This is a genomic window from Atopobiaceae bacterium, from assembly GCA_022483015.1.
Lineage (GTDB): Bacteria > Actinomycetota > Coriobacteriia > Coriobacteriales > Atopobiaceae > JALCUE01.
The window spans coordinates 1,847,681-1,868,436 of record JAKVOB010000001.1; the positions used below are offsets into that span (position 1 = coordinate 1,847,681).

Genomic DNA, 20,756 nt, shown 5'->3' on the forward strand with positions numbered 1-20,756 from the left:
TCAGTCTCTCCAATCCTTGCGCGTGCGACCGTCCTGGCCGCGGTCGCGCTTCCTTGGCGTGGAGGCCGGCCGCAGACGGTCTGCGGCAGAGTCCCCGAGGTTGATCCGCTCCCGGCTTCCCGAGGGGCCCGAACGCTCCGGTGGGCCCTGGACGCCGGAGGAGGGACGAGGCGAGGCGGGGCGCCTCGTGGCCGGTTCCCGTGAGGCACCGCCCTCCACGAGCGTGAGACGTGCATGGGACGTCGTGCTCGGCCGCGGCGGCATCGGACGGGCCGCGTGCCCCAGAGGCGAGGGCGCCGATGGCTCAGGGGTCCTCATGGCCTCGGAGCGGGTCATGACGGGGCCGACGTTGCCTGAGGATGGTTCCTCTCGCCATGGGCGGACATCACGGGAGCCACGGGCACGCTCACCAGTACGCCCGTCATCGGCCACGCCGAGGGACCCCCGCCTCCTGTCGTGGACGGTCTCGGGCAGGGAGCTGCCCTTCGAGACCGACACCATGAGTCCCACAAGCATGACGCAGGCCATGAGCGACGAGCCGCCATACGAGAGGAACGGCAGGGTCTTGCCAGAGAGGGGGAACATCCCGAGGACGCCCAGGATGTTGAGGAGCGCCTGGATGGCGATGAGCGAGGTGCAGCCGGCAGCGATGAGCCGCCCCGTGAGGTCAGGGGCACGGCGGCAGATGCTGACACCCGCCCAGATGAAGACGATGAACCCCGCGATGACGCCCAAGGTCCCCACCAGGCCGCACTCCTCGCCGATGATGGCGAAGATGAAGTCATTGTGCGCCTCGGGCAGATAGGAGTACTTCTGCCTGCTCATGCCGATGCCGACCCCCAAAAGCCCACCGCTCCCGAACGCATAGAAGCCTTGGAGCAGCTGGTACCCATCGCCATATGGGTCCGCCCAGGGGTCGAACATGGTGAGGAAGCGGGCGCGGGAGTAGTCGTCCTTGAGCGAGTAGGCAAGGAAGCCGACGGCAGCGATGGCGATGACCGCGAGCAGGATGCGCGGTGGAAAGCCCGAGAGGTACAGCATCACGAAGATGGTGAGCGCGACCACCATGGTCGTGCCCTTGTCAGGTTGGGCGAGGATGAGCACGAGAGGTGCCCCGACACCGACGGCGAGCAGACCCAGGAACCTCTTGAAGCTGATGTCACGCCTCTCGAAGAAGCGAGAGCATATGTTCGCGGCCGTGAGGACCACGGTGAACTTGGCAAGCTCCGAGGGCTGGATGCTCACGGGGCCGATGTCGATCCAACGCGTGGCACCATGCGAGGCCATGCCCATGGCCGCCGTGGCAAGCAGCATGAGCGTCGTCGCGACCCAGATGGGCACGAGCCAGCCCCCTGCGAGCTTGTGATAGTCGATGCACGCCACCAGCACGCCCAGGGCCAGCGCCGCCGCAAGGGACACGAGCTGGCGCTTCACATAGTAGGCAGCGTCCCCGGTCGCGTTGAGCGCCGTCACGGACGAGGCCGAGTAAATCATGAGCAGGCCGAACGCGATCAGCGCGAAGGTGACCGTGAGGAGGATGAGGCGTGGCGCCATGAACCTCGCAGGAACGCCGAGCAGGCGCCGGTCGAGCCAGCCCTGGCCTGCCTCGTGCGAGGTCCCCTGCCGTGCACGGCCACCCGGCTCGGAGGCCCGGGTGGCCCGGGTGGCCCGAGGCCCCCTCGGCATGGTCCCCGAGGCGGAATACGTCATCGGACGTCGTCCTTGCGGGAAGCGATCCTCGCGGCGCAAAGCTCCTTGAAGGCGCGGCCGCGCTCCTCGAACCCGGAGAACTCGTCGAACGACGAGCACGCCGGGGACAGCAGGACCACGTCGCCCGGACGAGCGAGCACGAGGCCTTCGTCGAGCGCCTCGGCCAGATGGGCGGCACGGACGACCTCGCAGGGACTCGCGACCTCGCGAGCAGCCGCAGCGAGCGCCGCGGCGAAGCGGTCGGCGGCCTCGCCGAAGCACACGACGCACCGTGCCGAGGCCACGACGCTCCTCGAGAAGCCCGCAAGGTCCGTCCCCTTGTCATGGCCCCCCACGAGAAGGACGACGCGACCCGGTTCGAAGGCCGTGAGGGCCTTCTCGACCGCGTCGGTGTTGGTGGCCTTCGAGTCGTTCACGAGACGCACTCCGTCGAGCTCGCCGACCGGCTCGATGCGATGCTCGAGCGGTTCGAAGGCGGCAAGTCCCACCGACACGTCGGCATCGCTGACGCCGACCTCGATGACGCTTGCGGCGGCCGCAAGGGCGTTCTCGAGGTTGTGGGTGCCCTTGACCCTGAGGTCGGCCTGGGGCAGCAGCACGTGCTCGTCCCCGTCAAGGCGGACGCAGAGGCGTCCGTCACGAAGGTAGGCGGCGCAGGGCTGCGACGGCACGCCCTCGCACGAGAGATGGCAGACGCGAAGGCCCCGGGCCTCGAGACGGCGCGCAAGGTCACGGCAGTGCGCGTCGTCGTCAGACAGGACCGCGAGGTCACCCGACGTGAGGTTGGCGAAGAGCCGGTCCTTTGCGGCGGCATAGGCCTCGAGGGTGCCATGCCAGGCAACGTGGTCGGGCGTGACGTTGAGGAGCACCGCCACGCGGGGATGGAGCAGCCGCGTCGTGGCAAGCTGGAAGCTCGAGAGCTCAGCCGAGAACCACCCGTCCTCCGGGCGTCCAGCCACCTTCGAGATGCAGTTCACGCCTATGTTCCCTACCGCCTCGGCGTAGCGGCCGCCTGCTCGCAGGAGGTCCCGCACGAGGGTGGTCGTGGTGGTCTTCCCGTTGGTGCCCGTGATGCCGATCCAGTCGTGGGGGCTCTCGCGCCAGGCGAGCTCCGGCTCGCCGATGACCTCGGTGGCGTGGGCGACCGCCGAGGCGAAGAAGGCCGAGCCCACGGGGATGCCGGGACTCGCGACCGCCAGGTCGTAACGACCAGCGACCTCGTCGGATCCGAGATGGACATCACAGCCCGCGCTGGCGAGGCCACGGCTGACCTCACCTTCCTTGGAATCCTTCCCACCCCACACCGTGACCGACGAGACGCGCCCGGCGCTCACCAATGGCAGCAGGTAGCGGGCCACCGCCTCGCCCGTCTTGCCGAGGCCGAGCACGAGGACGTCACCAAGGCGCGTCGATGGGTGTTCTGACATGTGAGACCGGCCCCCTAGCCGAGTTGGAAGTAGAGCGCGAAACCGAGCGCTGCGAAGGCAGCGGAGACGATCCAGAAGCGGATGACGACCTTCGTCTCGCTCCAGCCCTTCTTCTCGAAGTGGTGGTGGAGCGGTGCCATGAGGAACACCCGCTTGCCGGTGAGCTTGAAGCTCACGACCTGGATGATGACCGAGAGCGCCTCCACGATGAAGAGGCCACCCATGATGAGGGAGGTCACCTCGTTGTTCGTGAGTATGCAGAGCCCCGCGAAGGCGGCACCCAAGGCCAGCGACCCGGTGTCGCCCATGAAGATGGAGGCAGGATAGGTGTTGTACCAGAGGAAGCCGATGCAGGCGCCCGCGATCGCCGCCGCGAAGACCGAGAGCCCCAGCGAGCCGAAGATGTAGGACGCAAGCGTGAGGAAGAGCATGACCACGAGCACGGTGCCTGCGGCCAGGCCATCAAGCCCGTCGGTGAGGTTGACCGCGTTCGACATGCCGGCCAACAGCAGGAAGACGAAGAGGGCATAGAGCCAGGGAATCGAGACGCTCGTGCCGGCGACGTCAATGACCGTGGTGGGCCAGTCGAGCGAGATCGTGAAGCCGCCGGGGAAGACGAGCGCGGTGTCGGCGCCGCCCCAGTTGACCGCCGCGATGCAGAAGACGAACGAGATGATGCCGAGCCCGATCATCTTCTGGCTTGCGGTGAGCCCCAGGGAACGGCCATGGCTCACGCTCTCGATGTCGTCGAGCAGGCCGAGCAGGGCACAGGCAAAGGTGACCACGATCACGCAGACGAGGTCGGGGCGCCACACGCCGAACAGGATGCACGAGAGGAGCACGCCGGCCAGGAGGATGACGCCGCCCATGGTGGGCGTCCCCTGCTTGACGAGGTGCGTCTGGGGACCGTCGGCACGGACCTGCTGCCCGATGCCATCCTTACGGAGGAACCGGGTGAAGGGCGGCATGGCCACGATGACGAACAGCGCCGCCGTGAGCAGGGCCAGAAGGACGGTGTAGCTCGGGTATACGGGATCGCCTAGCATCGCTGCCCGGCCCCCTTCCCCGCAGAGGTACCCATCTGGGACGGGCGTAGGCCCTTCTCGAGGACGATGCCTGTCATTTCCGTCTCGATCATGCACGTCCTCCTGCGTTGGTTCCCATCATTGCGTGCTCAGGCTCAGGTCTTGCGAGGCCTCACTCATGATAGCCGAGAAGGTCGGCGCTGCCGACTCGCTTGCAAGGTAGGGGGTGTCATTGAGGCCGACATAGATGAGCACGGAGGCGTCATCGGCAGGCGCGAAGCCCACGAACGAGGCGAGGAAGCTCCCCGACTTGTAGCCACCGTTCTCGTCGGCCTGCTCGCCCGTACCCGTCTTGCCAGCGATCTCGAGACCATTGACCTGCGCATTGGTGCCTGTGCCTTCCGAGACGACCGTCTTCATCATGTCGACGACCTGGCTTGCGGTCGAGGCGGAGCAGGCCTGCGAGCCACTGGGCCACTCGACGCGCTCCTCCCCCTTGGCAAGCAGGAAGTGGGGCGTAGTGAGCACGCCCTTGTTGGCAAGGGCGCCTATGGCACGCACGATCTGGTCCATGGGGATCGCGAGGCCCTGGCCGAACGACATGGACCCGAGCGTGGCACCCGTATAGTCGGAGCGCTGCGTGACGATGCCCGAGACCTCCCCGGGATAGTCGATGCCGGTGGCCTGACCGATGCCGAACGCCGAGATGCCCTGCGAGAAGACGTCGGCCCCGATGGAGGTGCCCACGATGACGGCGCCCGTGTTGGAGGACCGGCGCATGATCTCGCGACAGCTCATGCTCATGGTGTAGTCACGGCCGTCATCGTCGGTGACGTTGTCGGTGCCGACCTGGACGCTCGACGGGACGCTGAAGGTCGTGTCGGCGCTTATGAGGCCGTTCTCGATGCCGATGGCCATCGTGAGGCACTTGAACATCGAGCCAGGCTCATACGAGTCGGACACAGGCTTGAGCTGGAGCTGCTCGTCCGTGACGCTCGAGGTGTCCGAGGGGTCGAGCAGAGGCGTCGAGCAGCAGGCGAGGACCTCCCCCGTCGAAGGGTCGGTCGCCATGACGGTCCCCGAGGAGGCCGAGTAGGTCTTGACAGCCTTCTCGATCTCGTCCTCGGCGGTCTGCTGGATGTTCACGTCGATGGAGATGACGATGTCCGTGCCGTTCTTGGCTGCGGTGACCTCGGAGTTCCCGCCTGCGATGGGTGTGCCGTCCGCACCGGTCTCGAGCACCATCTCGCCATCCGTCCCCGAGAGGACATCGTCGTACTCGAGCTCGAGGCCCGTCAGGCCATGACCGTCCGAGCCCACGAGCCCGAGCACCTGACCGGCGCACTTGCCATACGGATAGATGCGCTTGGTGTCCGCGAGCTCATAGACGCCATTGATGCCGGCATCCGAGAGGTCGCTCGTGAGCTGCGTGGCCACCGAGGTGTCGACCTTCTTCTTGAGGTAGACGAAGGTGGTGTCCTTCGAGAGGAGCTTCTCGTAGTCGGAGGCGTCGCCCCCGAGGTCGGCCGCGAGCAGCTGGGCCGTGACCGAGACGTCGGTGACCTCATGCGGGTTGCAGTAGATGGTCTCGCAGTCGACGCTCGTCGCGAGGACGTTGCCGTTGCGGTCGTAGATGGTGCCTCGCTTGGACGAGAGGGTGATGGTGTTTGTGGAGTTGCTCTTTGCGGCGGCCGCGAGCTCGGGGGCCTGGACCACCTGGAGCCATATGAGGCGCACGACCGCGACCGCGAAGACCGCACAGAAGATGATGAGGACCGTACGGGGGCCGTTGCTCGGGGCGGCACCCGACCCATCACGAGATGCACCCCGTCGCGTGGTGCGAGGTGCCTCGTCATAGGAGGAGCCGCGACCCGTTGTATGCGATCGCCGCGATTGTCTGCCTTGTGTGCTCACGTCTGTACAGTCTACGACTCGTCAGACGAGGAATCGGCGACGGCGGAGGCCTGCGCCACATCCCCATCGCTTGCGCTGGCCGTCGCCTGCGACGTGTCACCGAGGGAGATCTCGTCCGTCGAGGCGGCAAGCGTCATCCCGTAGTTCTGCGTGGCGATCCGCACGATGCGCGAGCTCGCGGACAGGACCGAACGGTTGATCTTGAGCTCGCTCTCGGTCGCCTGGCTGGTCTCGATCGTCGACTGGAGGGCACGGTTGTCCTGGAGGACCGAGACGGTCGCCGACGAGAGGGCGACCCGGCATACCCCGAGACATACGACGAGGCTCACGAGGGCGACGGCGAGCTTGATGCGGCTCATGAAGCGAGGTGAGACCCCCTGGCGCACCCGGGCGTCGAGACCGGCACCTTCGACGACCTCGAAGGAAGGACGACGCTCAGGCTGTGCCTCAGGCGCCCTCCTCTCGAGCGCGTCAAGGTCCACGGCCGCTGATCCCCAGTACTCCATAAGGCTCCCCCAAGGTATGTGGTGCGGCCGAAGCCACACCGTGCTGCGTGTGTTCTGCGATGGTGCTGCGTTTGATCTGCGTCTCTGGTGCGTGGGTGCATTGGTGCTGCTGCGTTTGAGGTGCTCTATGTACACGCCCCTCTCGGGACGGAGGTACCAGGTTCCTAGGATGCCTGCGTGACGTCAAGCTTGACCGCCACGCGCATCTTCGCGCTCCTCGCCCGTGGGTTCCGGGCGAGTTCCTCCTCGCCAGCCACGAGCGGCTTGCGAGTCCTGACCTCGACTATCGGCACATGCCCACATACGCACACCGGAAGGTCCGGTGGACAGATGCAACCTTGGCTCATCTCCGAGAAGATGTGCTTCGTGATGCGGTCCTCGAGCGACTGGTAGCTGATGACGCAGATGCGTCCACCGGTGTTGGTCCACCGGACGGCTGCCTCGAGTCCCCTCTCGAGGACGTCGAGCTCGTGGTTGACCTCGATGCGCAGGGCCTGGAAGGTCTTGCGTGCGGGGTGTCCCCCATGGCGCCTGGCGGCGGCCGGGATGCCCGCCTTCACGGCGTCCACGAGCTGGAAGGTCGTCTCGATGGGCGCCTTCTCGCGCCTGCGGCAGATCTCTGCGGCGATGCGCGAGGCGTACTTCTCGTCGCCGTAGAGACGAAGGATCCGGGTGAGGTCGGCTGCGGTGTAGTTCTGTATGACCTCTGCTGCGGTTAGGGTGTTTGTCCCCGGATCCATTCTCATGTCGAGGGGAGCGTCCTCGTGGTACGAGAATCCCCTCATCGGTATGTCAAGCTGTGGTGACGAGACGCCGAGGTCGAACAGGAAGCAGTCCACGCCAGGGACCTCCGCCCCGACGAGAAGGTCGTCGAGGTCTCCGAAGTTCCCCTTGAGGAAGCGATGGCGTCCGTCGGGTACCTCGCGCTCGAAGCGCTCGGTCGCGGCGGCGAGGGCCATGTCGTCCTGGTCGATGCCCAACGAGAGGCCGTCAGGTGCGACCCTCTTCGCGAGCTCGACCGTGTGGCCGGCCCCTCCGAGCGTGCAGTCGCAGACGACGTCTCCGGGCCTGGGGTCCAGCTCTCGCAGGACCTCATCCAGCATCACGGGTACGTGCCGATATTCGTCTGTCAAACGATTCACCTACTCGTCCTCGAACATGAGTGAGTCGAGCTCCTCGGAGAAGTCCTTCTCGACGCTCTCCCACCGTGCGGAGTCCCAGACCTCGAAGTGGTCATCGTTGCCGACGACCATGACGGAGCGCTCGAGCCCGAGGCGCTCGCGCACCTCAGGCCTCACCTTGCCGACACAGACACGGCCGGCCGAGTCGATCTCGACCGTGACTGTGCTGCTCGTGAGAGCACGACGCAGCTTCACGTCGTCCTTCTTGCGCGGGTTGAAGCCATTGGGAAAGAAGCTGCTCACCCAGGCCTTGTGGGCATCTGGGGTGAATCCGTAGAGCGCATCGTTCACGGGGACGAGGCAGACCTGCTCGCCCATCTCACGGCGATAGTCGGCAGGAAGGGTGAGACGGCCCTTGGCGTCGAGGTTGAATTGCTTCGCGCCGGTGAGGTACATCTCAGCTCCCTTCGTCATCTGTCGAGGGCCTGCTCCCCTCGATGCGTGAACATACTATAGGCCAAAATCGACACCATTCAACACTTCGCCCCACTTTTTCCCACCTGGAGATAAAAACCCGCCACTCGGCACCCTACCAGGGAAAAGAGCGCCCCCATATCTAGCGGGAACGGGTGTTCGATACACAACGACGGACGACCCCGCCACTATTGGGAGGGCATGATCCGGACGCCGCCGAGAGGGGCGGCATGGCTCGAGGCGTCGATCGCCACGCGCGGTCGCCGGTCGCTCTCGACAGGCAACGTCGGAGGCCATCCGTGTTGCCTGCCCAAGGTGACCCCGGGACGGGGGCGGCACACGAGGCCGGCAGCGGGGCTACGAGCGATGGGCGCGGGGATGCGCCCCGAGGTAGGCCATGCGCACATGTGTCCGGTCGACGTGGGTATAGAGCTGGGTCGTCGAGATGTCAGCGTGTCCCAGCAGCTCCTGCACGATGCGCAGGTCGGCGCCGCCCTCGAGCATGTGGGTGGCGAACGAGTGGCGCAGGGTGTGGGGATGGAGTCCCTCGATGCCAACCATGCGGCCCGCGCGCTCGCAGACCTTGAAGACGGTCTGCCTCGAGAGGCGCCCGCCACGCTGGTTCAGGAACACGGCCCCGGTCGGCGTGGACGGACGCACGAGCTGGGGACGGGCCTCATCCAGATACCTGGCGAGCACCGAGGCCGCAGACCCCATGATGGGCACGACACGCTCCTTGGAACCCTTCCCCACCACGCGAAGCAGGCCCTCGCATGAGCGAGGGCGACCCGAGACGTACGTCGGGAACTCGGCGTCCTCGGAATGGACCGTGCCGGCAGGGTCGACGGCCGGTTCCTCGTCGGGGACGATGTCACCCACATCGAGGCCGCAGAGCTCGGATACGCGCAGACCGCAGCCGTAGAGGGCCTCGAGCATGCAATGGTCGCGCAGGCCAGCCGCAGTATCAGGCCAGGATTGGTCGAGGAGCGCCCCCACCTGCTCGATCGAGAGGACGTCAGGCAGGCGCTCGGCCCGCTTGGGGATGAGGATGTTCGCCGAGGGGTGAGCGACACAGATCTGCTCGACCACCATGAAGCGATGGAAGCCCTTGATGGCCGAGACGGCCCGGCGCACGGAAGCGGGCGCCAGGCCGATCTCGACCAATGCGGATATATGGGACTCGATGTCCGAGCGCTCGACGGCCTCGGGGTCCGTGATGCCACGGTGCGCGAGCCATCCCACATAGCGCTCGAGGTCGCGTCCATAGGCCTCGACCGTGTTGGGGGAACTCCCCCGTTCCACGGCCAGGTAGGCCAGGTACTCCTCGAGTGCGTGGGAGAGGTCCACGGGGATGCGCCTACTCGGCCGCAGGCGCGCCCTGCTCCACGGCGTGACGGTCGCAACCCTCATGGTTGGCGATCGACGCACGCATGAACTCACGGAAGAGGGGCTGGGGCTTGGTGGGACGGCTCTTGAACTCGGGGTGGAACTGGCTGGCCACGAACCACGGATGGACGTCCTCGGGCAGCTCGATCATCTCGACGAGACGCTCGTCGGGGCTGATGCCCGAGAAGATGAGGCCGGCCTCGGCCAGACGGTCGCGATAGGCGTTGTTGACCTCGAAGCGATGACGATGGCGCTCATAGACGAGCTCCTCGCCATAGGCCTCGGCGGCAAGCGTGTCAGGCTTGACCTTGCAGGGATAGGCACCCAGTCGCATGGTGCCGCCCTTCTCGGTGACGTCCTCCTGGTCGGGCATGAGGTCGATCACGGGATAGGCGCACTCGGGGGCGAACTCGGTCGAGTTGGCACCAGGCATGCCGGCGACGTTGCGGGCGAACTCGCTCGTCGCGACCTGGAGGCCGAGGCAGATGCCGAGGTACGGGACCTTCTCGGTGCGGGCGCGATGCGCCGCGAGGATCTTGCCCTCGACGCCGCGCACGCCGAATCCTCCAGGGACGAGGATGCCGTCCGCGTTGCCGAGGACCTCCTCGACGTCGTCCTCGGTGAGGTTCTCGCCGTCGATGAGGTTGATCTTGACGTGGCGGCCGAAGAAGATGGCCGAGTGGTGCAGGGCCTCGATGATCGAGAGGTAGGCGTCGGGGAGCTGCGTGTACTTGCCGACCACGGCGATGGTGACCTCGTCGGACTTGGCATTGGCCGTGTGCATGGCATCGGTGAAGGCCGTCCAGCTGCTCATGTCGCTGGTGCGGGGGTCGAGCTCGAGGCGCTCGCAGACCTTCTCGTCGAAGCCCTGCTCGGCCAGGTGCTCGGGGACGTCATAGATGGAGGGGCAGTCGGAGTTCTCGAAGACGCAATCGGGGTCGACATCGCAGAACATGGCGATCTTGGCACGGATGGACTCGTCGACCTCATGGTCGCTGCGGCAGACGATGAAGGCGGGCTGGATGCCCATGGAACGCAGCTCCTTGACGGAGTGCTGCGTCGGCTTGGTCTTGACCTCGTGGGCGGCGGCGATGTAGGGGACCAGGGAGACGTGGATCACGCAGGCGTTCTTGGGGCCCTTCTCCTTGCAGAACTGGCGCATGGCCTCGACGAAGGGCTGGCCCTCGATGTCACCGATGGTGCCGCCGAGCTCGGTGATGACGACGTCGGCCTGGGTCTGCTCCTCGATGCGGCGGAAGCGGTCCTTGATGGCATTGGTGACGTGCGGGATGACCTGCACGGTACCGCCGAGGAAGTCCCCGGCACGCTCGCGCGCGATGAGCGACTGGTAGATGGAGCCCGTGGTGAAGTTCGAGTTGCGGGTGAGGTTCTCATCGATGAAGCGCTCGTAGTGACCGAGGTCGAGGTCGGTCTCCTTGCCGTCCTCGGTCACGAAGACCTCACCGTGCTGGAACGGGCTCATCGTGCCAGGGTCGACGTTGAGGTACGGGTCTGCCTTCTGCATCATGACCTTGTAGCCACGGGACTTGAGCAGCCGTCCGAGGCTGGCCGCGGTGATGCCCTTGCCAAGGGATGAGACGACGCCGCCGGTTACGAAGATGTGCTTGGTCATGTGTTGAAACCTTCCCGTGGGATGCGTGTGGTTGCTTTCCTACGGGTCTACATTCTACCGCACGAAGCGCCGCGCCACGGTTACTTCTCAGAGTCTGTCGAGAAGAACCTCGCGCCTGCACGACGAGGCGGCAACGTGAGCAGGAGCGGCCTGCGGTCACCATGGGCAGGCAACGTAGGTCTGGCCGCACGTTGCTTGCCCAAAGTGACCCCGGGCGTGACGCGGCAGGGGCTTCTCGGTCACTCTCGCCAAGCAATGCAGGATTGACCGCACGTTGCATGGCGAAAGCAACTCTAGAAGGACGGCAGACCTGAGAGCTTGCCACTCGCAAGCGACAGCACGCCTCAGGAGGCCGATGCCTCGAGCATCTCAGCCGCATGCGCGAGCGCCGCCTCGGAGGCATCGCCTGAGAGCATGCGCGCCACCTCCGCGACCCGCTCGTCCCCGGTGACCTCCGAGATGGTGGTCTCGGGGACGTCACCGGCAGACTTCGCCACCACGTAATGGCGGTCGGCCCGAACGGCGACCTGTGCCAGATGGGTCACCACGATGACCTGGTGGGTCCGGGCAAGGTCTGCCAGGACGTCGGCCAAGGCAACGGCCGTGGCCCCGCCCACACCAGCGTCGACCTCGTCGAAGACGAGCGTCTCGGCCGCATCGGCCTCGCCCGCCACGACCTTGCATGCCAGCATCACGCGGCTCACCTCGCCTCCCGAGGCGATCTTCTTGAGTGGGCGCGGCGTGAGACCGGAACCCGGCTGGTAGAGAAGCTCCACATGGGAGGGACCGGCAGGCCCCCACTGCGAGCGCGGCAGCCGTTCGACGGAGACCTCGAGTGCGGCGGTTCCCATCTCGAGACGGGCCATCTGCACACCGACCGCCTCGGCAAGGCGCGGCGCGGCCTCGTGCCGACAGGCATCGACGGCCTCCGCCGCATGCGCGAGCTCGGCCTCGCTGCGCTCGACCGCCTTGGCCGCTGCACGCTCGCGCTCACCGGAGTCCCCTGCCGCGTCGATGAGGTCGGCCGCAGCCGCTCGCCGTGCGAACACATCGTCCATGCTGGGGCCATAGGTCCTCATGAGCCCCTGGAGACGGGCCTGGCGCGTCTGCATGGCCTCGAGCTCGGCCGGATCCAGCTCGATGGCATCGCGATAGGAACGCAGCCCCTCGGCCACGTCCTGCGCGTCGATGAGGGCGCTCTCGAGGGCATCGGCACGCTCGGCAAGCGTGTGGTCATAGGGGGCCGCGGCGCGCAGGGCCGAGACGGCCGACGAGAGCCGGTCGGCAGCCCCTTCGTCGCCCGAGACGGCCTCGTGGGCAGTCTCGGCCGCACGGATGAGGGCCTCGGAGTGCTCGGCCACCGGAAGGGTCTCCTCGAGGTGCTCGAGCTCCCCTTCCTGGGGTGCGACCTCATCGATGCGCGAGAGGACGAAGCTCGCCTCATCGAGCCGGTCGGCCGAGGCGGCACCCGCCTCACGGACGCGCGCGAGCTCGGCCGCGGCAGCGATGGCGGCAGCGAGGGCCTCACGGTAGCGGGTCAGGGCCTCCGCGTCCCTCTCGCCCGCGAAGGCATCAAGGAGGGACGCGTGTGTGGATGAGGAGAGGAGCCGCTGGTGCTCGTGCTGCCCGCAGAGGTCGATACTCGTGCCGACCTGCTCGGCGAGCTCGCGCACGGAGGCCATGTGGCCATCGAGCTCCACACGCCCGCGGCCGCTCGCCTCGACGCTGCGACGCACCACATGGCCGTCGGGGTCGTCCCTCGTGAAGACGCGGCCCTCGACCACCAGGGCGGAGGCGCCCTCACGGACGGCGCCGGCATCGGCACGCTCGCCAGCGAGGAGCTTGCAGGCCTGGAGCAGCGCGGTCTTTCCCGCGCCGGTCTCGCCGGTGAGCACCGTGAGGCCGTCGGCAGGCTCTATGGTCGCGTCGCGGATGAGGGCGACATCAGTGACATGCAGCTCGTCGATCATCGACGGACGCTCCCGTAGAAGACGCGCGAGACGGACGAGTAGAAGCTCTGGGGGCCCGCATCCAGCAGGATCACGTCGCCAGGGCCACGGCGCACCGCACAATGCCGCGCCACACAGTCAGCACCGAAGATCTGACCGTCGACGAAGACCGAGCGCTCCACCGGCCGCTCGGGCGAGAGGTCGAGCTCGACCACGTCGGACGGGCTCGTGAGGAAGGCACGGGCAAGGATGGTGTGGGGCGCGATCGGCACGCAGACCATCCCGTCGAACTCGGGGGTCACGATGGGGCCGCCGCTCGAGAGGGCATAGCCGGTCGACCCCGTTGCCGTGGAGACCACGAAGCCGTCCCCCCTGAGCTTGTCGATGTGGTTGCCCGAGACGGACACCTCGAACTCCACCATGTCACCGAGGGCGCCACGCGTGAGGGCCAGCTCGTTCAGGGCGAAGCGACGCTCGTGGAAGGGCGTGCCGTCCATGCGGTCGAAGTCGACGTCGACCTCGAGCGTGGCCCGGCGGGAGGCGTGCATCTCGCCCGCGAGGGCGGAGGCCACCGTGGCCACGATGTCATCGGAGCCGGCACCCGTGAGGAAGCCGAGGTGCCCGAAGGAGAGGCCGAGGATCGGGATCTCGCGGTAGCCCACGATCTGGGCCGCCCGCAGGAGCGTGCCGTCGCCGCCGAACGAGATGACGAGCGCGGCGCCGGAGGGGTCGCAGACCCGGTCGGGCTCGCGCTTCTTGTCGTGCGCCCACATGACGTCGACGCCCTCGCGGCTCAGCCAGCCCTCGATGGTCGACGCGGCCTCGACCGCGTCAGGGCGGGAGTAGTTGGGGACGAGCAGGACCTCCATGGATGACTCCCCCTCGACTCGAACACCTGTGTCCAAGGAAGAAGTGTAACACCCGACATGGGCCACGCCCGGACCATGTCAGCGGACGGCAACCAGCCTGCACGGCAGGCCGACGACGACGCGGGCACACGCGCTGCGACGCATGTGGGGGCTATCGGGAAAACCCGACCTCCCACTGCCTTCGGAAGACGCTCCAGGTACCGGCGGGGGGAGCCTGAGGCACTAACGCCCGGCGGGCATGCGTCGGCCGAGCAACAGGTACTCATGGTTGCCCTTGTGCCCGGTGATGGGGCTCTCGACTGGTTCGGGACAGGCGAGCCCCGCCGCCTCGAAGGCCTCCACAACCCGCCTGACGCAGGCGAGACGGACCTTCTCGTCACGGACCACACCGCCCTCCCCCACCTCTCCGCGCGCCGCCTCGAACTGCGGCTTCACGAGGGTGAGGAAGGACCCGTCCGGCCCCAGCAGGGCGAGGACCGCAGGGAGCACGGTCGTGACCGAGGTGAAGGAGACGTCGCAGACGGCGAGGTCCACCGAGCCGTCACGGCCGGTGCCGGGCAGGTCGCAGATGTTGGTGCGCTCGAGGAGGGTCACCCGCGAGTCGTTCCTGAGCGACCAGTCGAACTGGGCGTAGCCCACGTCGACGGACACGACGCTCGACGCGCCATGCTTGAGAAGGCAGTCGGTGAAGCCGCCCGTGGAGCAGCCCACGTCGAGGCAGGCAAGCCCGCGCGGGTCGATCCCGAAGGCCGTGAGGCCGCGTTCGAGCTTGAGGCCGCCACGGCTCACATAGGGGATGGAACCACGCACATGGAGCTCGATCCCTGGGACCACCTGCTCACCCGGGGCATCAAGCCTGCGATCGCTGGTCGAGACGTCACCAGCCAGGACGGAACGGAGCGCGTCCGCCGACGTGGAGAAGAACCCCTGCTCCACGAGCTCGGCATCGAGACGCCTGCGGGGATGGGACATCTAGCCCTCTGTGGGGGTCTTGCCAGACGCGTCGTCAGGCGCGGCCTCAGGGGTAGCCTCCGCATCGGGAGCGGCAGGCTCCGAGGCAGTCACCGGACCTTCGGCATCGTCGGCGCCGGCATCCGAATCCGGGGTCTCCCCCTTCGCATCGCTCATGCGCGCGAGCTCCTCAGGCGAGAAGTCGACCTTGTCGACGAGGTCGACGGCACGCGAGCCGAGCTTGATGGCCTCATCGAACAGGTCAAGCGAGCGCTCGAGCGAGGTGTCCTTGTCGCGGACGGTCGTCACGATCTGGTCGAGACGACCCGTGACCTCCTCGAAGCTCTGGTAGGCGGTGACCTTCTGCTCGCCCGACATACTACTCACCCTCCGGGGTTGGTGCGGACTCAGGCTCAGGCTCGACCGTCTCGGTGGAATCGGTCCCGGCATCGGGGGACTCGACGGGCCTGGAGGGCTCAGGGTCTCCGGCCTCCTGATCGTGCGGCGCATCCACGACAGCGGAGGTCTGCCCCTGTTGCTCGCGGGCGACGGCGATGACGTCGATGCCCGCATCCATGTCACGAGAGATGCGACCGAGGATGCCGTTCACGAAGCGCGAGGACTCGTCGGTGCCATAGGCCCGGGCGAGACGCACGTACTCGTTGCAGGTGACGGCCACGGCGACGTCGTCCATGGCGACGAGCTCGTAGGTGGCAAGCCGCAGGAGGTTCCGGTCGACCGCAGGCATGCGCGAGAGCGACCAGTTCTTCGAGACCGACTCGATGACGGGGTCAAGGGCATCGAGCATGCCGGAGCACCCGCGCGCGAGCTCCTCGCCGAAGGGGTCGAGCGGCCCCTCGGAGAGGGCATAGTCACCCGACAGGATGTCATCGACCGTGCGCCCACTCGCCTCAGCCTGGAACAGGAGCTGCAGGGCCTGGCTTCGGGCGAGCGTACGCCCGGCGATATGCTCTTTCGACACGGTTGCTACTCCTTGGGGAACACGATGGAGTCGATGGTCACGTCGACGGACGAGACCTCGACGCCGATCTGCTCGTGGACAGCCGCGGCGACGGCCGTGCGCACGTCCTCTGCGAGCTTCATGAACGGGTAACCGAAGAAGACGGCCACGCGCACCGTCACATGGAGCTTGTCATCGATGACCTCGGAGTCGACCGAGGCAGGGCTCGTCTGCGGCTTCGTCGTGAAGATCGAGATGAGGCCCGACGCGAGGCTCTGCCCGTCGACCGAGGCCACGCCCTCGACCCGCTGCGCGGCCTGGCTCACGATGGCCGCGACGACATCCTTAGAGATGGCAATGCCGGCAATATGAAGCTCGTTGTCCATGGGACGGTCCTTTCGAGGTCCGACCGGCATCCCGGGATGCCGGCACGGGGAGGAAAAACTTCATTGAGGCCAGTATAGACGTTGGCGCTCACAAACTCCGGATGCACGCACCGGCATCCAAGGCCTCACATGGATGGTCGCGCCACACCCGAGGATGCGGCGCGACCATGAGGCATCTGGGAGGCGCGTCTAGACGCGGCCCACGAACTTGCCGTCACGCGTGTCGATCTTGATGACGTCGCCCTCGTTGAGGTACATGGGCACCTGGACGGTGGCACCGGTCTCGATGGTGGCAGGCTTGGTACCGCCCTGGACGGTGTCGCCCTTGAAGCCCGGGTCGGTCTTGGTGACCTCGACCTCGATGAACATGGGCGGGTTGATGCCGAGGAGCTCGGTATCCGCATAGAGGAGCGTACAGGTGTCGTTCTCCTTGAGCCACTGCGAGTTGTCGCCGATGAAGTCGACGGGCACGGGGATCTGCTCGTAGGTGTCATTGTCCATGAAGTAGTAGCTGGCACCGTCGTTGTAGAGGTACTGCATCTCCTTGGTGATGAGCTGGACGCTCTCGAACTTGGAGCCTGCGTTGCAGGTCTGGTCGATGACGCGACCGCTCTTGAGGTCACGGATCTTGTAGCGCACGAACGCGCCACCCTTGCCGGGCTTCACATGCTGAAACTCGACGATGGTGTAGTACTTGTCCTTGATCTGGAGACCCATGCCGTTCTTGAAGTCTGCGGTGCTGATGCTTGCCACGTGAAGCTCCGTCCTGTTACGTAGATAAGGGTACGGACGTGGACACGCCCGTACCCTCGTTGGTCATGCATTGAGTCAGTATAGCCGAGATGGCAGCTCCTGGAAACGACGGGCACGGTCGCGACACAACCACGCTAGCGAGCGTGCTTCGGGCCCCCGTCGTCTGACGAGGCGCCCGCGACCGAGGCCTCGTCCTTCTCGGCAGCCTTGCCCTTCTTGTGGAAGAGCTTGGGGAGGTTGTGGTCGACGCCCTGCATCTTGTCCCGACCGATATGGTCACGGATGGAACGGAGCAAGGCGGGGCCGTCGGTCACCGTGAACGAGAGGGGCACCGACGTGTCGGTATGGACCTCGATGCCGCGGACGTGCTTGCCATAGACGTCCGCACGGACGAGGTTGATGTTGCTCCATGGCATCTGGATGTAGCCGGCACCGCTCTCGGTACGGAACTCGAGGCCTTTCTCGCCCGAGATGAGGGTGCCCGGCTTGGCCGTGATGGCGCTCGCGAAGGAGTTGGCCTTGACGACGATGTCGATCGTCTCGTTGAGGAAGTCCGGGGGTGGTTCGTGGTTGAACATGGATGAGCTCCTTGTCTGTCAGACGCGAAGAACGAGACGGGGACGCGAACCAAGTCGCGTCCCCGTCTGTTGTACCCCAGAATCAGGTGCGGTCCGAGACCGGAATCCTAGAACAGACCCGCGAGGGCGCCAAGGATGCCGACGGCGAAGAGGCCGAAGATGATGGTGATGGGGTTGACCTTCTTGCGGAGCAGCCAGATGCAGAGAAGGGTGAGCACGAGGGGCATGAGGCCAGGAAGGAGCTGGTCGAACATGCTCTGGAGGGTGACGGTGTTGAAGAAGTGCGAGACGCCGTCGACCATCTGGATGCTGTAACCCTTGCCAGCGATCGTGGTGTAGGCCGAGAGCCCGGACTGGAGCGTGTCAGCGGAGACGTTGCCGCCGTTGAGGAGCTCGACGAGCTGGTCAACCGCAGGCCACTTGTCCGAGACGGCACCCATGTCGGCGCTGGAGAAGACGATCTTCGAGAGGTCGATGCTCGTCCAGCGAGGAATCAGGACGCCCATGATGAACATACCAAGGATGGAAGCACCCGTGGTGATCTTCTGCATGAGGCCACCGGAGAGGTCCTTGGTGATGTTGGAGCCCTGCTGATAGCCCAGCTCCTGCGTGTACCACAGGAAGGCCATACGGATGACGTTCCAGATCACGAAGAACAGGATGGGGCCGAGGTAGTTGCCGGCCAGTGCGAGCGATGCCGCGAAGGCACCGAGCACAGGACGGAGCGTGCCCCAGAAGACGGGGTCGCCGACGCCGGCGAGCGGGCCCATCATGCCGATCTTGACGCCCTGGATGGCCGCGTCGTCGATGTCGGCGCCGTTGGCCTTCTCCTCCTCGAGCGCGAGCTCCACGCCGAAGACGGGGGCGGCGACGTACGGGTGCGTGTTGAAGAACTCGAGGTGACGCTTGAGGAATGCCTTCTGGTCCTCAGGGTCGCTGTAGAGCTTCTTCATGGCCGGGATCATCGCGTAGCACCAGCCGAGGTTCTGCATACGCTCGTAGTTCCAGTTGCCCTGGAGGAACTGGGTCCTCCACCAGACGTGGATGCGGTCCTGCTTGGTGAGGTGTAGCTTCCCGTCGTCAGGAATAACTTCAGTGTCAGTCTTTGCCATGTGTATCACTCCCCTGCTTACTCGTAGTCGTTAAGGATGTCGTCCAGCGGATCGCCTGCGGAGCCAGACGATATGGCCCCTGCTCCGCCACCATTGAACTCAGGTGCGAGCTGGAGATAGACGAGGGCGATGCCCACGCCGATCATGCCCATGGCGATGAGGTTCAGCTCGGAGACGGCAGCCAGTGCGAAGCCGATGACGAAGAACGGCCAGAGCTTCGGGGTCGCCATCATGTTGATGACCATGGCGTAGCCGACGACGACGATGAATCCGCCAGCAGCCGACAGGCCACCCGTGAGCCAGCTAGGAATGGCTGCGAGGGCGCCGGAGACGGCCTCGGTGGGGACGGCCAGGACGAGCGCGGCCGGGATGGCGCAGCGCAGGCCCTGGAGGCAGATGGACGCGACGTGGTACATCTCGACGCCACGGACGTTGCCTGCGGAGGCAGCGGCGTCAGCGCCGTGGACGAGGCCCACGGTCAGCGTACGGACGAAGATGGTGAGCGCGAGGCCTGCGACGGCGAGGGCCATGGCCGAAGCCGTGCCGGTGCCGAGGTCGACGCCCTTGCAGCAGACCAGGATGGCGGATGCGGTGGAGCACAGTGCCGCATCGGGGGCCATTGCTGCGCCGATGTTCATCCAGCCGAGGGCGACGAGCTGGAGCGTGCCACCCAGGGCGAGACCGAGGGCAGGCTGACCGGCGACGAGGCCGATGAGCGTGCACGCGATGATCGGCTGGTGGAACTGGAACTCATCGAGGACCGACTCCATGCCGGCCAGGAACGCGATCAGGATAATCAGGACGATCTGTAGAACGTTCATATCTCTCCTCCTTCAGTTACTTGTCCATACCAGCCTTGGCGATAAGACCCCACAGATCCTCCGACTTGTCGGAGGGGACCTTCTGGATCGTGAACGTGGTGCCCGTGTCACGAAGCTTCTTGAAGGCGTCGATGTCGGTCTGGTTGGCAGAGACGGCACCGTTCAACATGGTCTTGCCCTCGGAGTGCGCCATCGAGCCGATGTTGATCTGCGGGAAGGCGACACCGAGCTCCTGTGCACGCACGACGTCCTCGGGGTTCTCGAAGAGGAGCATCGCGGAGCAGTTGCCGAAGCGAGGGTCCTTGTAGATGTCCGCAAGCTTGGCGACGGGAATCACGTTGGCCTTGACTCCTGGAGGGGCGGCCTGGGTGATCAGGGTCTTGCGCAGGTCGTCGTGGGCGACGTTGTCGGAGACGACGATGATGCGGTTGATCTTGAGCTGCTTCGCCCACGTCGTGGCCACCTGGCCATGGAGCAGACGGGAGTCGATGCGCGTGTGGACGATGTTGATCTTGCCGTCGCCCACGACCGTCCCCTCGGGGATGGCTGCCGCAGCAGCCGACGCACCGCCCTTCCTCTTGGGGGCAAGGGACTCGGGCTGGACCCGGACTCCCTTGCGACCCTCGACGAAGATGTGGGTGGCGATCTCGGCTGCAGTGTTCATCGAGAGACGGGCCGTATAGGCCTCGATGAGCATCGGCAGGTTCATGCCAGTCACGACTGCCCACTTCTCGTGGGAGCTGAGCTGGGCACTCACCTGGTTGAACGGGGTGCCTCCCCACAGGTCAACGAGGAACAGCACCTCATCCTGGTCATCGAACGTTGCAATTGCATCAAGCAGCTTCTTCTTGAAGTCATCGGGACCCATGCTGGGCTGCAGGGTGACCGACGCGACGTTCTCCTGATCTCCGAAGACCATCGAACCGCTCATCTTGATGCCGTCTGCAAAGTCACCATGACTTGCTAGGACAATGCCTACCATCACATAACCTCCTTGTTTTTCTCCTCGAAATTCACGGACCGAACACATTCGTCAGTTTAGACACTCATTCAAACAAACCACCCAGAAATCTCCCAAATTTCCGCGAGCGTTTTGCGAACGATTCTCGCTTGCAATTCCTGGATGCATAGTGCCTATTCTTAAATGTATATTCTTAGCACGAAAGTGCATTAACCGCAG

General features: G+C 65.8%; 20 protein-coding genes. All 20 read right to left on the reverse strand.

Going from position 1 to position 20,756, the window contains the following annotated elements; all coding sequences use genetic code 11:
* Window positions 1-1,710, reverse strand: coding sequence for an FtsW/RodA/SpoVE family cell cycle protein (locus tag LKE50_07910; GenBank protein ID MCH3968514.1), 1,710 nt, complete (start codon window positions 1,708-1,710; stop codon window positions 1-3).
* Entirely contained in the window at window positions 1,707-3,137 is a 1,431-nt protein-coding gene (gene murD, locus LKE50_07915) for a UDP-N-acetylmuramoyl-L-alanine--D-glutamate ligase (GenBank protein MCH3968515.1), read from the reverse strand. The genes LKE50_07910 and murD overlap by 4 nt, the downstream gene beginning before the upstream one ends.
* 14 nt (window positions 3,138-3,151) lie before the next feature.
* The gene (gene mraY / locus LKE50_07920; protein MCH3968516.1) at window positions 3,152-4,183 is read right to left on the reverse strand and encodes a phospho-N-acetylmuramoyl-pentapeptide-transferase; all 1,032 of its coding nucleotides are present in this window, start codon (window positions 4,181-4,183) and stop codon (window positions 3,152-3,154) included.
* Between the two features lie 117 nt (window positions 4,184-4,300).
* Window positions 4,301-6,076, reverse strand: coding sequence for a penicillin-binding protein 2 (locus LKE50_07925; GenBank protein ID MCH3968517.1), 1,776 nt, complete (start codon window positions 6,074-6,076; stop codon window positions 4,301-4,303).
* Window positions 6,077-6,087: 11 nt separating this feature from the next.
* Window positions 6,088-6,582 carry a cell division protein FtsL gene (locus LKE50_07930; GenBank protein MCH3968518.1) on the reverse strand — a complete coding sequence of 165 codons (495 nt, stop codon included), beginning with the start codon at window positions 6,580-6,582 and terminating at the stop codon, window positions 6,088-6,090.
* Window positions 6,583-6,746: 164 nt separating this feature from the next.
* Window positions 6,747-7,685, reverse strand: a complete 939-nt coding sequence (rsmH, locus tag LKE50_07935; GenBank protein MCH3968519.1) for a 16S rRNA (cytosine(1402)-N(4))-methyltransferase RsmH — start codon at window positions 7,683-7,685, stop codon at window positions 6,747-6,749.
* A 39-nt stretch (window positions 7,686-7,724) separates the two neighbouring features.
* Window positions 7,725-8,159 carry an MraZ family transcriptional regulator gene (locus LKE50_07940; protein MCH3968520.1) on the reverse strand — a complete coding sequence of 145 codons (435 nt, stop codon included), beginning with the start codon at window positions 8,157-8,159 and terminating at the stop codon, window positions 7,725-7,727.
* A 375-nt stretch (window positions 8,160-8,534) separates the two neighbouring features.
* Window positions 8,535-9,524 (reverse strand): tyrosine recombinase XerD, encoded by a 990-nt coding sequence (locus LKE50_07945; GenBank protein MCH3968521.1) that lies wholly within the window; start codon window positions 9,522-9,524, stop codon window positions 8,535-8,537.
* Between the two features lie 10 nt (window positions 9,525-9,534).
* Window positions 9,535-11,196, reverse strand: a complete 1,662-nt coding sequence (locus LKE50_07950; protein MCH3968522.1) for a CTP synthase — start codon at window positions 11,194-11,196, stop codon at window positions 9,535-9,537.
* A 344-nt stretch (window positions 11,197-11,540) separates the two neighbouring features.
* On the reverse strand, window positions 11,541-13,166 hold the full coding sequence (recN, locus tag LKE50_07955) for a DNA repair protein RecN (protein ID MCH3968523.1): 1,626 nt from the start codon (window positions 13,164-13,166) through the stop codon (window positions 11,541-11,543).
* Window positions 13,163-14,014: an NAD(+)/NADH kinase gene (locus LKE50_07960; GenBank protein MCH3968524.1), complete on the reverse strand. Its 852-nt coding sequence runs from the start codon at window positions 14,012-14,014 to the stop codon at window positions 13,163-13,165. The genes recN and LKE50_07960 overlap by 4 nt, the downstream gene beginning before the upstream one ends.
* 222 nt (window positions 14,015-14,236) lie before the next feature.
* Complete coding sequence (locus tag LKE50_07965; protein ID MCH3968525.1) at window positions 14,237-14,986, reverse strand: TlyA family RNA methyltransferase; 750 nt, start codon at window positions 14,984-14,986, stop codon at window positions 14,237-14,239.
* On the reverse strand, window positions 14,987-15,343 hold the full coding sequence (locus tag LKE50_07970; protein MCH3968526.1) for an exodeoxyribonuclease VII small subunit: 357 nt from the start codon (window positions 15,341-15,343) through the stop codon (window positions 14,987-14,989).
* 1 nt (window position 15,344) lies between these two features.
* Entirely contained in the window at window positions 15,345-15,947 is a 603-nt protein-coding gene (gene nusB / locus LKE50_07975) for a transcription antitermination factor NusB (protein MCH3968527.1), read from the reverse strand.
* A 5-nt stretch (window positions 15,948-15,952) separates the two neighbouring features.
* Window positions 15,953-16,312, reverse strand: a complete 360-nt coding sequence (locus LKE50_07980; GenBank protein MCH3968528.1) for an Asp23/Gls24 family envelope stress response protein — start codon at window positions 16,310-16,312, stop codon at window positions 15,953-15,955.
* A gap of 189 nt (window positions 16,313-16,501) precedes the next feature.
* Window positions 16,502-17,065, reverse strand: a complete 564-nt coding sequence (efp, locus tag LKE50_07985) for an elongation factor P (GenBank protein ID MCH3968529.1) — start codon at window positions 17,063-17,065, stop codon at window positions 16,502-16,504.
* A gap of 134 nt (window positions 17,066-17,199) precedes the next feature.
* Window positions 17,200-17,643 (reverse strand): DUF956 family protein, encoded by a 444-nt coding sequence (locus LKE50_07990; GenBank protein ID MCH3968530.1) that lies wholly within the window; start codon window positions 17,641-17,643, stop codon window positions 17,200-17,202.
* Window positions 17,644-17,750: 107 nt separating this feature from the next.
* Window positions 17,751-18,755 carry a PTS system mannose/fructose/sorbose family transporter subunit IID gene (locus tag LKE50_07995; GenBank protein MCH3968531.1) on the reverse strand — a complete coding sequence of 335 codons (1,005 nt, stop codon included), beginning with the start codon at window positions 18,753-18,755 and terminating at the stop codon, window positions 17,751-17,753.
* Window positions 18,756-18,772: 17 nt separating this feature from the next.
* Window positions 18,773-19,576: a PTS mannose/fructose/sorbose transporter subunit IIC gene (locus LKE50_08000; protein MCH3968532.1), complete on the reverse strand. Its 804-nt coding sequence runs from the start codon at window positions 19,574-19,576 to the stop codon at window positions 18,773-18,775.
* A gap of 16 nt (window positions 19,577-19,592) precedes the next feature.
* The gene (locus LKE50_08005) at window positions 19,593-20,558 is read right to left on the reverse strand and encodes a PTS sugar transporter subunit IIB (protein MCH3968533.1); all 966 of its coding nucleotides are present in this window, start codon (window positions 20,556-20,558) and stop codon (window positions 19,593-19,595) included.
* Window positions 20,559-20,756: the final 198 nt, after the last annotated feature.

Bases quoted from the DNA above. Each gene is read 5' to 3' on its own strand.
- LKE50_07910 (MCH3968514.1), bottom strand. From the start codon at position 1,710: ATGACGTATTCCGCCTCGGGGACCATGCCGAGGGGGCCTCGGGCCACC.
- murD (MCH3968515.1), bottom strand. From the start codon at position 3,137: ATGTCAGAACACCCATCGACGCGCCTTGGTGACGTCCTCGTGCTCGGC.
- mraY (MCH3968516.1), bottom strand. From the start codon at position 4,183: ATGCTAGGCGATCCCGTATACCCGAGCTACACCGTCCTTCTGGCCCTG.
- LKE50_07930 (MCH3968518.1), bottom strand. From the start codon at position 6,582: ATGGAGTACTGGGGATCAGCGGCCGTGGACCTTGACGCGCTCGAGAGG.
- rsmH (MCH3968519.1), bottom strand. From the start codon at position 7,685: ATGCTGGATGAGGTCCTGCGAGAGCTGGACCCCAGGCCCGGAGACGTC.
- LKE50_07940 (MCH3968520.1), bottom strand. From the start codon at position 8,159: ATGTACCTCACCGGCGCGAAGCAATTCAACCTCGACGCCAAGGGCCGT.
- LKE50_07950 (MCH3968522.1), bottom strand. From the start codon at position 11,196: ATGACCAAGCACATCTTCGTAACCGGCGGCGTCGTCTCATCCCTTGGC.
- recN (MCH3968523.1), bottom strand. From the start codon at position 13,166: ATGATCGACGAGCTGCATGTCACTGATGTCGCCCTCATCCGCGACGCG.
- LKE50_07960 (MCH3968524.1), bottom strand. From the start codon at position 14,014: ATGGAGGTCCTGCTCGTCCCCAACTACTCCCGCCCTGACGCGGTCGAG.
- LKE50_07965 (MCH3968525.1), bottom strand. From the start codon at position 14,986: ATGTCCCATCCCCGCAGGCGTCTCGATGCCGAGCTCGTGGAGCAGGGG.
- LKE50_07970 (MCH3968526.1), bottom strand. From the start codon at position 15,343: ATGTCGGGCGAGCAGAAGGTCACCGCCTACCAGAGCTTCGAGGAGGTC.
- LKE50_07980 (MCH3968528.1), bottom strand. From the start codon at position 16,312: ATGGACAACGAGCTTCATATTGCCGGCATTGCCATCTCTAAGGATGTC.
- LKE50_07990 (MCH3968530.1), bottom strand. From the start codon at position 17,643: ATGTTCAACCACGAACCACCCCCGGACTTCCTCAACGAGACGATCGAC.
- LKE50_07995 (MCH3968531.1), bottom strand. From the start codon at position 18,755: ATGGCAAAGACTGACACTGAAGTTATTCCTGACGACGGGAAGCTACAC.
- LKE50_08000 (MCH3968532.1), bottom strand. From the start codon at position 19,576: ATGAACGTTCTACAGATCGTCCTGATTATCCTGATCGCGTTCCTGGCC.
- LKE50_08005 (MCH3968533.1), bottom strand. From the start codon at position 20,558: ATGGTAGGCATTGTCCTAGCAAGTCATGGTGACTTTGCAGACGGCATC.